Raw genomic sequence first — 13,757 nt, forward strand, 5'->3', positions numbered from 1 at the left:
CCCGGTCCCGCAGGCGAGCGCGCCGCAGATGGCCGCGCCTGCCGTGCCCGCAGCGGCCGCGAGCGCGCCTGACGCCGCTCGCGCCGCTCAGGCCGCCCCGATCGCCATGGCGGCTCCGGTCCAGAGCCCGGCCCCGCGCGCGCAGGTCAGCCCTGCTGCACGCCGCACCATCGACACCGCGCTGCAGTCGCCGCGCGCCGCCGAACCGCTCGCGGCGCTGTTCGATCGCGCCGACCTGACGGTCCAGACCGGCATCAGCAGCCTCGCCATCGAGCCCCTGTCACCGGCATCGATCGAGGCCGTGCCGCCCGCCTGGGCCGCTGCACTGAACGCGGTCAATCCGCAGGTCCAGCAGGCCTCCGGCGCTGCGGCGCCGCAGGCCGCCGCGCAACCGCAGGTTCCGATGCACAATCTTGCCTTTGATGCGGGCTTCGTCGCCGGAATCGAAGGCCAGATCGCCAAGCTCGTCGATGGCGGGCAGATGGTGAAGATCCAGGTCATGCCCGAGCATCTCGGCCGCATCGATATCGAGATGCTCGCCGGGCCCGATCGCGATCAGGTGCGCATCGTCACCGAGCACGATGCGGTGCGCGACACGCTGGTGAGCTCGCAGCACCGGCTCGAGCAGGATCTGCGCAGCCAGGGCCAGCGCAACACCGAAGTGACCGTCGAACTGCGCCAGCAATCGCCGGGCACGCAGAACGGATCGGCACAGCAGCAACAGCAGCGCGGTCAGTCGGGCGCCGAAAGCGCCTCTGCCCGTGACGCCGCGCAGCACCAGACGCCTGCCGACCAGACGTCCGATGCAAATCCGGCGCCGCGCCGTCCGCGCGGCAATGTCCGCTACGCCTGAACCCACGAAACGCATGAAATTCTCTTGAGGGAACCGAGAAATGGCTGAAACCGAAAAGGAACCGAAAAAGAAGGGCGGCATGGTCAAGAAGCTGCTCATTCCGCTTGTCGCCGTGCTGGTGCTCGGCGGCGGGGGCGCGGCCGCAGGCTTTTTCGCGGCCGGGATGATCGGCGGCGGCGAGCATGAAGACCCCAATGCGCCCAAGGTGGTGCTGAAGGACGGCACGACCGTGTCCGCCAAGGCGGCCGGGCTCAAGCAGGTTGCCTCGGGCAGCCATCTCGATGCCAAGTTCAAGGTCACCTATCTGCCCATCGAGGAGCCGTTCACCGCCAACCTGCGCGGCGGCGGCGGCTTTGCCCAGATGTCGCTCGCGGTCTCGACCTATTTCGACGAGAAGGTTCCCGCCGCGCTGACCGAGCACAATATCGCGATCCGCTCTGCCATCCTGATGGCGATCAGCGATTTCGATCCGATCCAGCTCGAGACGATCGAGGGCAAGGAACAGCTCAAGGGCCAGCTCAAGAAGGTGATCAACGACGTCCTGGTCGACAAGACCGGCTTTGCCGGTGTCGAGGACGTCTATTTCACCAGCTTCGTGGTCCAGTAAGCCAAGGCCGACATCCAGATGAGCAGCAGCGAACTTTCCGATACCGCAGACGGCCTGGGCACGGCCCAGGCCGAGCGTCGCCCGGCCGAGCACAGCTTTGCCAAGGCCGATGCCGACCAGAAGACGGTCGTGCCGGTGCTGCGCCGCGTCGCGCGATCGCTGTGCACGGGCCTGCGCCATGCACTCGAGCCGATCGCGGGGGTCAAGCTGCGCGTCGATGCCCCCGATGCCGAATTCACCCAGTTCGATGTCTGGTGTGACCGCCAGGCCGAGCTGGTGAGCATCAGCCAGTTCCAGCTCGCGCCGATGCAGGGCCGCGTGCTGCTGAAGAAGGAACCGGTGTTCGTTTCGGCGATGCTCGATGCCTTTTTCGGCGGTGCGCCGCGCGAGATGGCCTCGCCCAAGAAGGAATTCACCGCGACCGATATCCGCCTGATCGGCCGCATCGCGCGCGTCATCGGCGAGCGCCTGGGCGCTTCGTGGAACGAGGTCGGCAATTTCGCCTGCCATGCCGCAGGCCATGCGACCTCGGTCGATGGCGCACGCATCGCCTCTCCGCTGGCGCGCATGGTGGTGCAGCGCTTCCGCATCACGCTGCCCGACAATATCCGCTACGAGCTCGAGCTGGTCTATCCGCTCGATGGGCTGCAGGCGGCCGAACAGTGCCTGACGCCGGCCGGCATTGCCGACGACCAGCTGCCCGATCCCGCCTGGCGCGACCAGATGACGCAGGCACTGGCGCATGTCACGCTGCCCGCGCGCTCGGTGCTCGCTCGCCCGGTGCTCACCCTGCCGCAGCTCGCCGAACTCAAGCCCGGCGACATCATTCCCATTCCACCGGCGCGCAACCTGCCGCTGATCATCGGTGACCGCATCTTCGCGCGCGGCAGCCTGGGTGAACAGAACGGCCTGGCCGCGTTCCGCATCGAAACCATAGAAAGAGGATAAGCCCCATGAGCGACATGACCGAAGCACCGATGCTGGGAGCACCGGCAGAGCCTTTCGACATGGGCGGCAACGGATTGCACGAGGCGGCAAATCATTACCGCTTTCTCGCCGACATCCCCGTGCGCCTGTCGGTCGAGGTGGGCAGCGCCTCGCTGCGCCTCGCCGAAATCATGGAGCTTTGCGAGGGATCGGTGGTCGAGCTCGACCGCCAGGCCAACGAGCTTCTCGATATCAACGTAAATGGCACGCTGGTTGCAAGAGGGGAAGTCGTGACCATCGATGGCCGGTTCGGAATCCGGGTGGCCGAGGTGGTGTCGAAGAACGTCGGCCACGCACGGGTCGAACGGCGCATCTGACCGGGCTGCTTCAGTCCCTGTCGCCCGCGCCGGATCCTCCGGCGGCACGGCACAGGGACTTGGAAGCGGACCGGAATGACCTATTACATCATCAAACTGCTGATCATGCTGCCGGTGATGGGCGGCATGATCTATGGCAGCCTGTGGCTCTACCGCAAATACCAGCCCGGCATGATGGCCCGGCTCGACATGGCGGGTCCGCAGCGCGAGCTCAAGGTCACCGAAACGGTCAGCATGGGCGTTTCGGGCAAGCTCGCCGTGGTCGAGTTTGCCGGACAGAAAATCCTGCTTTCGGTAACGCGCGCGCGGATCGACACGATCGCCAGCACGGATGCCGGAACCGGTCCGGCCAGCGCCAACCCCCCGGCGGCGCTGGCCGGACACAATCGCGATCTGCTCGCCGCGCTCCGGGAGCGCGGCGCATGAGCTTTTTCCGGAACATCATCCGTTTGTCCCGTGCCCCTCGACTGGCTGGCAAGCCAGCCGCTCGGGGTAAACTTCTCGGCTTTGCCGAGACGTCGAGGGACGTATGCGGAACGGGTGAGAAAGGTCCCTCGACTTCGCTCGGGACCAACGGAGGTCGGTGTCTGCTAGCATTCCTGCTGCTGCGCCGCCGCCGCGACCGGACAGGCCGCGCCTGCGGCACCCGCAGCGCCCGCAGCGACCACGACCAACCCCGCACCGGTCGCGACGCCGGCAACCGGCTCTGCCACCGGCACCCCCGGCGCGTCCGAGGCGCTGTCCCAGGCGCTCGACGATGTCGCGGGCAACGGCAAGCCGCTCACGCTCAGCCTGCAGATCCTGGTCGTCATGGGTCTGCTCACCATCCTTCCGTCGATGGTGCTGATGATGACCAGCTTCACGCGGATCATCATCGTGCTGTCGATCCTGCGCCAGGCGCTCGGCCTGCAGCAGACGCCGCCCAACCAGGTGCTGATCGGGCTCGCGCTGTTCCTGTCGATGTTCGTGATGGCCCCCACCTTCACCCAGATCAACGACCGCGCGGTCGCGCCCTATGCCGCCGACACGATCGAGCTGGAAACCGCGATCGAGATCTCGGGCCAGGAATTCCACAAGTTCATGATCAAGCAGACGCGTCAGACCGACCTCAAGCTGTTCATGGACATGGCCAAGGCCAAGCCGGTTGCCGCGCCCCGCGACATTCCGTTCTCGATCCTGCTGCCCGCCTTCGTCACCAGCGAGCTCAAGACCGCGTTCCAGATCGGCTTCATGATCTTCCTGCCGTTCCTGGTGATCGACCTCGTGGTCGCCTCCACGCTGATGGCACTGGGCATGATGATGCTGTCGCCGACGATCATCTCGATGCCGTTCAAGCTCTTGCTGTTCGTGCTCGTCGATGGCTGGGCGCTCACTATGGGCTCGCTCGCCGGTTCGTTCGTGAACTAGCAGACATGAAGCTGACCCTATCCCCGTTTGTCCCGAGCGAAGTCGAGGGACGCATGCGCCACCGTTTCCGGAACGTCCCTCGACATGCTCGGGACAAACGGAACCTTTCAGAAGCTGCACGCTGATATGGAACAGACCGACTATTTCATTGGCCTGGCGCAGCAGACGCTGTGGATCACGGCGCTGGCTTCGGCCCCGCTGCTGATCCCCGCTTTGCTCGTCGGCGTGCTGCTCGGCATGGTCCAGGCGGCGACCTCGATCAACGAGGCGACCTTGAGCTTCGTGCCCAAGCTGGTCGTGCTCGGCATCATCCTCGCGCTATTCGGCGGGTCGATCCTGTACCTGATCGCCGATTTCACCGTCGAGATGTACAGCCGCATCCCGGACCTACTGCTGTGATCGCACCGGGCTTTGCCGGCGTCGAGGCGCAATTGTGGATCTGGATCATGGCGATGATCCGGCCCGGCGCGGCGTTGATGGCAGCCCCCGTTTTCGGTGCGACCACGGTTCCGCTCCAGGTGCGCATCATCCTGTCGGCGATGATCGGCATCGCCGCGACCAACAGCGCCACGATCAACCTGCCCGACACGACGCTGGTGAGCTATACCGGCTTCCTGTTCATCATCGGCGAGATCGTCTGCGGCGTCGCCATCGGCTTCGCGCTGCAGATCGGCTATTCGGCCGCGTTCGTCGCGGGCGAGCTGATCAGCAACGCGATGGGCCTGGGCTTTGCCTCGATGGCCGATCCGCAGAGCGGCCAGTCGAGCCCGGTCATCGGCAGCTTTTTGTCGATCATCGCGGTGCTGCTGCTGCTCGCGATAGACGGGCATCTGATGCTGATCGCGATCATCGTGCGCAGCTACGAGGCGCTGCCCCCGGGCGATGCGATGCTCTCGCCGCGGCTGATCATGGACTTGGTCGAGTTCGGCGCGATGCTGTTCTCGATGGGGCTGGTGATCGCGCTGCCCGTCGGCGCGGCGCTGATCATCGTCCAGCTGGTGATGGCGATGCTCGCGCGCTCGGCGCCGCAGCTCAACCTGTTCTCGGTCGGCATTCCGGTGGCGGTGCTTGCAGGGATCATCCTGCTCGCGATCGCCGCACCGGTGCTGGCCGATGGCGTGATGCGCGCGATGGAAGTCGGGCTGGAACAGTCCGAAGTGATGGCAGGGGAGGGCTGACGCGATGGCAGACGGCCCTTCAGGTGGTGGCGAAAAAACCGAACTCCCTACCGAGAAGCGGCTCCGGGAGTCGCGCGAAAAGGGTGATGTTCTCCAGTCCAAGGAACTCGGCACCGCGATGATCATCATCGGCGGCACCATGGCCTTCGTGCTGTTCGGCGAGATGATGGTCGGCTCGATCGCGGGCATGCTGCGCGCGGCGCTAGTATTCGACATCTATCAGGCGACCGATTTCAATGTCGGCCAGCGCACTCTCAGCCTGCTCATGCCGCTTGCCATTCCCTTTGGCGGGCTGTTCGCGTTCCTGCTGGTCGCCTGCGTCGCGACGCCTGCCGCGCTCGGCTCGCTGGGATTCCGCTGGAGCGCGATCCAGCCCAAGGCGTCGAAGATGAACCCGATGTCGGGCCTCAAGCGCATGTTCGGGACGCACGGCCTGATCGAGCTGGTCAAGTCCCTGGCCAAGGTCGTGCTGATGGGCACGATCGGCGTAGTCATGATCATGTCGATGCTGCCGCAGATGGCGCAGCTGGGCCATGGCGATGTGCGCCAGGGCATTGCCGCGTTCGGCGACCTGTTCTCGATGACGCTGCTGGCGATGGCGGGCGCGCTCGGACTGATCGCGCTGATCGACGTTCCCGCGCAATGGTACCAGCGCAACCAGAAGCTGATGATGACCAAGCAGGAGGTCAAGGACGAGCACAAGGAGGTCGAAGGCTCGCCCGAGCTCAAGCAGGCGGTGCGTCGGCGGCAGTACGAGGTGCTCAACGGCTCCACGCGCAAGGCAGTCGAGGATGCGACGGTGCTGCTGGTCAACCCGACCCATTTCGCGATCGCGCTGCGCTATGATCGCGAACGCGATCCCGCGCCGGTGGTGCTCGCGCGCGGACGCGGGGCGATTGCCCAGGCGATGCGCGAACTGGCAATGGAGCGCGGTCTGACGATCCTGCGCTATCCGGAACTCACCCGCGCGATCTACTTCACCTCCAAGCCCGGCCAGATCATCGACGAACGGCTTTATCTGGCCGCCGCGACGCTGCTCGCCTTCGTTTTCCGCATCAACGAGAAGATGGATGTCGGCTTCGGCCAGCCCGAACTCGATGTGCCCGCCGACCTTCGCTTCGACATGGACGGCAAACCGCAGAAATGATCTGGAAAAGGCCTTAAGGCCGCCCGCCACCCGCCGTTAATCCTTTCAGAAGGAACTGGTGATGGTCACGAATAGCGGAATTTCCAACGTCATTACCGGCTTTACCGGCGTCAACAGCGCCCAGCTGGTCAACGATCTCGTCACGGCCCAGCTCGAGCCGAAACAGTCGGATGTCCGCGAGCGGCAGAACCTCAACCAGGCGCGCATCTCCGCGCTGGCCTCGGCCTCGTCGGCGCTCGAGACCTTTTCCAAGGCGCTGAGCGAAGTGCTCAACGGCCGCCAGCTCACCGGCAATCTCGTTTCCACCCGCGGCGATCTCGTCGCTGCCAGCTTCATCCCCGGACAGAAGCCGCAGGGCCTGCCTGCCACCGTGCAGGTCAGCCAGCTTGCCGCGGCGCAGAGCATGGTCTCGGCGAGCAGCTATGCCAGCACCAGCTCGGCGGTTGGCGAAGGATCGCTGACCATCACGACCTCGGCGGGCAATTTCAACGTCACCATCGATTCGACCAACAATTCGCTCGGCGGCCTGCGCGACGCGATCAACGCGACCAACAGCGGCGTTACCGCCAGCATCGTCACCGACAATAGCGGATCGCGGCTGGTGCTGCGCGGCAAGGAAGGCGCGGCCAACAGCTTCACCGTCACCGGATCGGGAGGCTCGGCGGCGCTCGATGCCTTTGCCTTCCCCCCGGCGGGTGGCGCGGGCATGACTTCGGTCACGACGGCGCGCGACAGCATCATCAACGTCAACGGCATCGAGCTGACCAACGCCAGCAACCAGATCGACACCGCCGTTCCCGGCGTGCGCATCAACCTGCTCGCGGCGGCGCCCGGCACCAATGTCGTGATCAGCGGCGACCAGCCGACCTCGTCGGTCAAGGACATCGTCAACGAGTTCGTCAAGGCCTATAACGACCTGCGCGGCGCGCTCAACTCGGCGACCGCGCCGGGCCTCGACGGTGCGAGCGGCGGTCCGCTCGCCGGCGAACGCGCAGCGCGCGACATGATGCGCTCGATGGCCTCGCTGACCACCAAGCAGCTCACCGACACCGGCACCTATCGCTCGCTCGCCGATATCGGCGTCAAGACCAACCGGGACGGCACGCTGACGCTGGATTCGGTCAAGTTCGACCGCGCTCTCGCCGCCGATCCCGAGGGCATCGCCAGGATGCTCGAACCGGCGACGCCGACCGCCGGCAATCCGGGCCTCGCCAAGGCGTTCGAGGATGTGAAGACCGCGCTCAAGGCGCCCAACGGGTCGCTGACCGGCGCGCAGAACCGCCTGAACAAGATCGCCGCCGACCTGACCAAGATGATGGAACGGGTCGAGGAAGACAGCGACAAGTATCGCGAGCAGCTCGAAAAGACGTTCGCCGCCATGGACCGCCAGCTCACCGTGCTGCGCTCTACTCAGAGCTATATCGAGCAGCAGGTGTCGGTCTGGACCAACAGCGGCGACAATTGAGACAACCAAAACAGATAGAATGACAAGGAAAACCGCATGAGCTTCATCTCTCCGCGTCGCCACATGGGCAGCTATCAGGCCGTCGATACGGTCAGCCGGGTCGAGGGCGCGAGCCCGCACCAGCTGGTCGTCATCCTGTTCGACGAGTTGCTGCTTCGGCTCGATGCGGCGATCCGTCACGCCCAGCGCGGCGAGGCGGTACCGATGATCCAGGCCCGCGCCCGCGCATCGGCCATCGTCATCGCGCTGGAAGAAAGCCTCGATTTCGAGAAGGGCGGAGAACTCGCGCTGGCGCTCGCACGCATCTATCGCGAAGCCAGCCGCCGCATCAACGCCGCGATGAGCCCCGACAAGGTCGACGTGCTGATGTCCGCGCGCCAGATGCTCGCCGAGATCGCCGAAGCCTGGAAGCGCATCGCGCCGAAATAAGCGGCGTCAGGGCTGGACCGGCGCCGCGGCCAGCGGGAGCGATCCCGCGCCCCGCGCCGCTTCATACGGGGCTAGCGCCATGCCGGCGGACGCCTTGCGCGCGACCCGCATCTGGCACAGCTTGCTGTCGATGCCGTGCCACAATTTGCGGAACACCAGGGCAGCGGGACCATCGGGCATGCCAACACCGATCGGCTGCTTGGTGCACGACATCTGCTCGGCGGCGCTCGACATCGGGACCACCGGCCAGTCGGGATGGTCTGCCAGCGCCGCCTTGTGCAGCGCGCGCCGGCGATCGACCATCGAGAAGACCGGCAGGATCGGCGCATGCCGTCCGCGCTTGTGCGTCACATATTCGCGAACCCGCTCCAGCCCGCGCACCGCGAGCGGCGCGGGGATGACTGGCACGATGATCAGATCGGCCACCAGCAGCAGCCTGCGCGCGGTATCGCCAAGCCCTGGCGGGCAATCGATGATGATCCGGTCATAACGCTGCTTCAGGTCGACCAGCAGGCGGCCCAGCCGCTGCTGCTGCGCCATGTGCACGAACCAGTTGTCGGTGCGGCGCATGTCCTCTTCGGGCACCAGCACGTCGAGCCCGGCCACCTTGCTGGGCACGATATGCGCATGGATGTCGGCAATGCCGTGCATCAGCCGCGCAGCGTCCATGCGCGGCGGCTGACGGCTGTCGACCAGGATCGCGGTGCTGTCGCCCTGGCCGTCGAGATCCCAGAGCAGCGTGCGATTGCCCGCCCGCGCCGATTCCCATGCAAGGTTGACCGAAAGCGTGGTCTTGCCCACGCCCCCCTTGGGATTGAATACGGCAATGGCGGCCAAGAGAATCCCCCCGATCTGGAGGTTTCGTAAATACTGCGCTTACCCTGGCCAGGCAAGCCGTGGAAAATGGCCGCGCCGAACCTCGTGCCCATTGTCCCGATGCAGGACCGGCGCCGCCCCCGTCGTTAACGCGATGGCCAGCCGCCAAGCCATTGGGAGGCAATGGTCGCCGCCTGGAGCGGCTCACCCGAACTTCGGACCGGGGGCGTAGATCCTGATCGTGGCCGTCACGCATTGGGAAAGGTCGATTGCGGCGGCCTTGCGCACCGCCACCTTGAGCGGCAGCAGAAAGCCGCCGTTTCGCGGGATCAGCGACGTCGTGAAATCGATCGCACCGATGGTCGCCTCCACGGGTACGCAGCCCCAACCATAGCTTGCCTGTCGCGCTACAAAACGGACCTCGCCCCAACAATCTTCGGGTAATTTGAGAAAGTAGAACGGGGCGGGGCCGCGCCATTCCGTGACCGGTGCGCTGAATTCGAGCCGGGCGATCTCCTCGCGCACGTGCGGCTCGCGATCGATCTCAACGCGCCGGGTAGCGCAGCCTGCCGAGGAAGCGCGAAAGGCTCAGGCTTTCGCCCCTATTGGTCCATTTTGCCTTGGCTTTCTCGAACTGCATCACATTGTCGATGCGGCGTTCCAGAAACGCGTGCGTGTCGGCGAAATCGGGGCTTTCGTCGTCGAGAAACGCCATCAGCGTCGAGCCATAGACGCCCGACAGGATCGCGCGCTTGGTATAATGGTTGTAATCGGTGGCGGTGTCGCCCGCCAGCCGCCACATCAGGTCGGCCGTGCGCCAGGAGATGCGCGCGGTGCGGGCGAGATTGGCGGGCAGCGCCATGATCGCGGTCGCGCGGCGCAGCGCCTCGCGCTGGTGCGCCACCGCCTCGAAGCGGAAGGCGACGAGCGCGCGGATGCGCTCGCGGATCTTCATCGCGGCGATGCGCTCGGGCGGAAACGCCTCGATCATCTGCGCGTCGATATGGCTGATCCAGGCATCGATCATGTCCATCGGGCCCTTGTCGAAGGCGAGTGTCGCGAGGCCCGGCTCCACGCCCTGTGCAGCGGCGGCGGCATCGCGCGCGGTCGGCGTCCAGCCATCGAACACGGCCTCGTCGGCAATGAACGGCGGCAGGAACTGGCGCACCTCGTCCATCGTCGGGTCGGCGGGCAGGGTGTCGAGCTTGGTCGGACGGTACATCGGCAGTGCCTCCATGGATGCTCCCACAATTAGGGAGCCGGGGGCGAAGCTGCAAGCCGCGCCGCGCGCCGTGCCTCGGGCAGGCGGACGAGCACCAAAGCCGCACCGATCGCGATCATCCCGATCGTGTCGTTGACCGACAGCGTCTCGCCGAACGCCTGCCAGCCGATCACCGCGGCGATCGCGGGCTGGCTGAGCAAGGCGATGCCGAGCACCACCGGCGAGAAATGGCTGACCGCATAGACCATCAGCCCCTGGCCGAACAGCTGGCAGACCAGTGCAAGCAGCAGCACCGGGGTCCAGTCGGTGGGCCAGACCGGCTCGCCGAGCAGCGCTGCGATGGCAAGCATCGGGGCGATCCCGAAAACGGTCGACCAGACCAGCACCGACCAGCTGCCCATCTCGCCACGAATGTGACGGATGCTGAGCAGATAGACCACGTACAGCACGCCCGCGAGCAGGCAGAACAGGTCGCCGACGAGGTTGCGGATGTCGAGCTCGTAACTGCTGCCCATCAGCAGCCCTGCGCCCAGGACCGCCAGCGCCACCGCGCCGAGTTCTGCCTTGTGCGGCCAGGCGCGGCTGATGATGAAGCCATAGACCACCAGCATCACGCTGCCCATGTTGCCGAACAGCGTCGAGTTGGCCAGCTTGGTGCGCTCGATGCCGAAATTCCAGCTGGCGAGGTCGAGCGCGAAGGCGACGCCGCTCAGCACGAGCATCCACCAGATCGGGGCGCGATAGCCGTGCAGCGGTTCGCGCTGCTGGAGCGCGATCAGGACCAGCACTGGCAGCGCCAGCGTCAGCCGCCAGAATCCGGCGGAAACCGGGCCGGTATCGGCCATCCGCACGAATAGCGGGCCGAAGGCGAGCGCCACATTGGCGAAGATCAGCGCAAGGATGGCCAGGATTCCGCCCCGCTCGGTTGCTTTTGTCATCATCGGCCTTTAGCCATTCGGTTAAACGCCGTCGCGGGGCTTTTCCCCGGTGGCGGTTCAAGGAGAGATGCCGCCCATGCCCACCCTGTTCGATCCTGTCCAGCTTGGCGCGATTGCCTGCCCCAACCGCATCCTGATGGCGCCGCTCACCCGCTGCCGCGCGACGCGCACGCACGTGCCGGTGCCGCTGATGGGCGAATATTATGCGCAGCGCGCCAGCGCTGGGCTGATCATCTCCGAAGCGACCGGGATCAGCCCGGAGGGGCTGGGCACGCCGTTCGCGCCGGGCATCTGGAACGACGAGCAGGTCGAGGGCTGGAAGCCGGTGGTCGAGCGCGTGCACCAGGCGGGCGGGCGGATCATCTGCCAGCTCTGGCACATGGGGCGGCTGGTGCATCCCGATTTCAACGGCGGCAAGCCCCCGGTCTCGGCCTCGGCGACGCGGTTCGACTATCACGCGCATACCTATGAGGGGACCAAGCCCTACGAGACCGCGCGCGCGCTGGAGGTCGGCGAAATCCCGCGCATCCTCGACGATTATGCGCGCGCGACCGAGAATGCGCGCCGCGCCGGTTTCGACGGCGTGCAGATTCACGCCGCCAATGGCTATCTGATCGACCAGTTCCTGCGCTCCTCGTCCAACCTGCGCGACGACGATTATGGCGGCCCGGTCGAGAACCGCATCCGCCTGCTCGGCGAGGTGGCCGAGCGGTTGGTCGATGTGTGGAGCCACGATCATGTCTCGGTGCGCCTGTCGCCCAATGGCGAGACGCAGGGGGTGAACGACGCGACGCCCGAAGCGACCTTCACCGCCGCCGCTGCGCTGCTCGACCGGATCGGCATCGCGTTCCTCGAACTGCGCGAGCCGCCGATGGACGGCACCTTCGGCGCGAGCGACGTGCCGCCGGTCAGCCCGCATATCCGCAAGGTGTTCGCGGGCCCGCTGGTGCTCAACAGCGATTATGATCACGACAAGGCGGTCGCCGCGATGGCGGGCGGGATTCCCGATGCGATCAGCTTCGGTCGCACCTTCCTCGCCAATCCGGACCTGCCCGCGCGGCTGGCGATCAACGCGCCGCTCAATCCGGACAATCCGGCGCGCTGGTATGGCAGCTCTCCCGAAGGCTATACCGACTATCCGACAATGGCCGAACAGGGAATCGTGTCCGAGGCTGCCGCCGCGTCATGATCGCCAGCGGCCAGCCCTGGCTGATCAGCGCGGTGCTGCTCGGCACCGCGCTGGCGCTGCTGCTGGCCGAGGCAATCTTTCCGCGCCGCCATCGCAGGCTGCCGGTAGCAACGCGCTGGCCGGCGCATCTCGGCTTCGTGCTGGTCAACATGCCGGTCGAACGCGGAGTGCAGGCGCTGATCTTCATTGCGCTGTTCGGCGCGGTGACGGGCTATGCGCCGCAACCCGATTTCGGCCTGCTGCCGATGACCGGGCTCCCCGGCTGGGCGCAGGGGGGACTGGCGATCCTGCTGCTCGATCTGGCGGTATGGGCGCAGCACTGGGCAACGCACCGCATCCCGCTGCTCTGGCGGCTGCACCGGGTGCACCATGCCGATCGCGATCTCGACATGTCGACGGCCCTGCGCTTCCATCCGCTCGAAATCGCCCTGTCGATGCTGTTCAAGATGGGCGTGGCGCTGGCGCTCGGCGCGCCGCTCTGGGCGCTGGTGTTGTTTGAGCTGCTGCTCGCGCTGCTGCCGATGTTCAACCATGCCAATCTGGCGCTGCCGCTCTGGCTCGACAGCGTGCTGCGGCTGGTCGTCGTCACGCCTGACATGCACCGCGTGCACCACAGCACCCGCCGCATCGAGCATGACAGCAATTACGGTTTCTGCCTGTCGATCTGGGACCGGCTCTTCCGCACCTATCGCGCGCGGCCGAGCGGCGGGCACGACACGATGACGATCGGCCTGGTCGACTATCCGGGTCAGGAGACCGCGCGTTTCGGCTGGGCCATGCGGCTCCCGTTCCGCTAAGCGCAGCAACAAAACATTGAAATCAAAGCCGAACCGCCCAATTGGAGCGCACAAGCCTGCCGATCGACGGGGGGCAGGGAGAGCGCGACATTCATGCCCTTGATAAGCAACATCCTGGCCGATCGGCAGAGCTTCGTCACGCATCTCGAATGTTCGATGACCGGCGAGCGATACGAGGCCGACCAGGTGCATGGGCTTTCGCGCGTCGGCAGGCCGCTGCTGGTGCGCTATGATCTGCCCGCCATCGCCGCGCATCTGGACCGCGATGCATTCGAGCGGCGCGACACCGATCTGTGGCGCTGGCGCGAGCTGCTTCCGGTGCGCGAGGCGCGCCATATCGTCAGCCTAGGCGAGATCGAGACGCCGCTCGTGCCGCTGCCCAGGGCGGGCGGGGCGGACGTGCTG

General features: G+C 66.1%; 16 protein-coding genes and 2 pseudogenes. 14 read left to right on the forward strand and 4 right to left on the reverse strand.

Features of this window, described 5'->3' with window-relative positions:
- From DM995_RS13920 to DM995_RS13975, 11 genes and pseudogenes are all read left to right on the forward strand, one after another.
- Positions 1 to 853: flagellar hook-length control protein FliK (locus DM995_RS13920; protein ID WP_198669370.1), on the forward strand; the 853-nt coding region annotated here is incomplete at its 5' end.
- Positions 854 to 893: 40 nt separating this feature from the next.
- Positions 894 to 1,460 carry a flagellar basal body-associated FliL family protein gene (locus DM995_RS13925; RefSeq protein WP_023837576.1) on the forward strand — a complete coding sequence of 189 codons (567 nt, stop codon included), beginning with the start codon at positions 894 to 896 and terminating at the stop codon, positions 1,458 to 1,460.
- A gap of 18 nt (positions 1,461 to 1,478) precedes the next feature.
- Entirely contained in the window at positions 1,479 to 2,408 is a 930-nt protein-coding gene (locus tag DM995_RS13930; RefSeq protein WP_116969808.1) for a FliM/FliN family flagellar motor switch protein, read from the forward strand.
- Between the two features lie 5 nt (positions 2,409 to 2,413).
- On the forward strand, positions 2,414 to 2,764 hold the full coding sequence (fliN, locus tag DM995_RS13935) for a flagellar motor switch protein FliN (RefSeq protein ID WP_023837574.1): 351 nt from the start codon (positions 2,414 to 2,416) through the stop codon (positions 2,762 to 2,764).
- 75 nt (positions 2,765 to 2,839) lie between these two features.
- Positions 2,840 to 3,190 (forward strand): FliO/MopB family protein, encoded by a 351-nt coding sequence (locus DM995_RS13940; protein ID WP_116969809.1) that lies wholly within the window; start codon positions 2,840 to 2,842, stop codon positions 3,188 to 3,190.
- Positions 3,191 to 3,409: 219 nt separating this feature from the next.
- Positions 3,410 to 4,171 (forward strand): annotated as a pseudogene (gene fliP / locus DM995_RS13950) (flagellar type III secretion system pore protein FliP); the annotation flags it as partial.
- Positions 4,172 to 4,297: 126 nt separating this feature from the next.
- Positions 4,298 to 4,570: a flagellar biosynthetic protein FliQ gene (locus DM995_RS13955; RefSeq protein ID WP_023837571.1), complete on the forward strand. Its 273-nt coding sequence runs from the start codon at positions 4,298 to 4,300 to the stop codon at positions 4,568 to 4,570.
- Entirely contained in the window at positions 4,567 to 5,349 is a 783-nt protein-coding gene (gene fliR, locus DM995_RS13960; protein ID WP_116969812.1) for a flagellar biosynthetic protein FliR, read from the forward strand. The genes DM995_RS13955 and fliR overlap by 4 nt, the downstream gene beginning before the upstream one ends.
- Before the next feature lie 4 nt (positions 5,350 to 5,353).
- Entirely contained in the window at positions 5,354 to 6,496 is a 1,143-nt protein-coding gene (locus tag DM995_RS13965) for an EscU/YscU/HrcU family type III secretion system export apparatus switch protein (RefSeq protein ID WP_116969813.1), read from the forward strand.
- A gap of 61 nt (positions 6,497 to 6,557) precedes the next feature.
- Positions 6,558 to 7,961 carry a flagellar filament capping protein FliD gene (fliD, locus tag DM995_RS13970; protein WP_116969814.1) on the forward strand — a complete coding sequence of 468 codons (1,404 nt, stop codon included), beginning with the start codon at positions 6,558 to 6,560 and terminating at the stop codon, positions 7,959 to 7,961.
- A 36-nt stretch (positions 7,962 to 7,997) separates the two neighbouring features.
- Positions 7,998 to 8,390, forward strand: a complete 393-nt coding sequence (locus tag DM995_RS13975; protein ID WP_060979453.1) for a flagellar export chaperone FliS — start codon at positions 7,998 to 8,000, stop codon at positions 8,388 to 8,390.
- Positions 8,391 to 8,396: 6 nt separating this feature from the next.
- Here the strand turns inward: DM995_RS13975 and DM995_RS13980 are convergent, their stop codons facing one another.
- The 4 genes from DM995_RS13980 to DM995_RS13995 all read right to left on the reverse strand — a co-directional run bounded on the left by DM995_RS13980 (position 8,397) and on the right by DM995_RS13995 (position 11,369).
- Positions 8,397 to 9,227, reverse strand: coding sequence for a ParA family protein (locus tag DM995_RS13980; RefSeq protein WP_157973214.1), 831 nt, complete (start codon positions 9,225 to 9,227; stop codon positions 8,397 to 8,399).
- Between the two features lie 183 nt (positions 9,228 to 9,410).
- Positions 9,411 to 9,731, reverse strand: a complete 321-nt coding sequence (locus tag DM995_RS13985) for a DUF1905 domain-containing protein (protein WP_198669371.1) — start codon at positions 9,729 to 9,731, stop codon at positions 9,411 to 9,413.
- 19 nt (positions 9,732 to 9,750) lie between these two features.
- Positions 9,751 to 10,443: a COQ9 family protein gene (locus tag DM995_RS13990; protein ID WP_232824396.1), complete on the reverse strand. Its 693-nt coding sequence runs from the start codon at positions 10,441 to 10,443 to the stop codon at positions 9,751 to 9,753.
- A gap of 14 nt (positions 10,444 to 10,457) precedes the next feature.
- Positions 10,458 to 11,369, reverse strand: a complete 912-nt coding sequence (locus tag DM995_RS13995) for a DMT family transporter (protein WP_232824397.1) — start codon at positions 11,367 to 11,369, stop codon at positions 10,458 to 10,460.
- 73 nt (positions 11,370 to 11,442) lie between these two features.
- Between DM995_RS13995 and DM995_RS14000 the strand changes: the two genes are divergently transcribed.
- The 3 genes and pseudogenes from DM995_RS14000 to DM995_RS21910 form a co-directional block, all read left to right on the forward strand.
- Complete coding sequence (locus DM995_RS14000; RefSeq protein WP_116969816.1) at positions 11,443 to 12,555, forward strand: alkene reductase; 1,113 nt, start codon at positions 11,443 to 11,445, stop codon at positions 12,553 to 12,555.
- Complete coding sequence (locus tag DM995_RS14005; protein WP_116969817.1) at positions 12,552 to 13,352, forward strand: sterol desaturase family protein; 801 nt, start codon at positions 12,552 to 12,554, stop codon at positions 13,350 to 13,352. The genes DM995_RS14000 and DM995_RS14005 overlap by 4 nt, the downstream gene beginning before the upstream one ends.
- 93 nt (positions 13,353 to 13,445) lie before the next feature.
- A pseudogene (locus DM995_RS21910) lies at positions 13,446 to 13,757 on the forward strand (threonine synthase); the annotation flags it as partial.

The organism is Blastomonas sp. UPD001 (genome assembly GCF_003426715.1).
Lineage (GTDB): Bacteria > Pseudomonadota > Alphaproteobacteria > Sphingomonadales > Sphingomonadaceae > Blastomonas.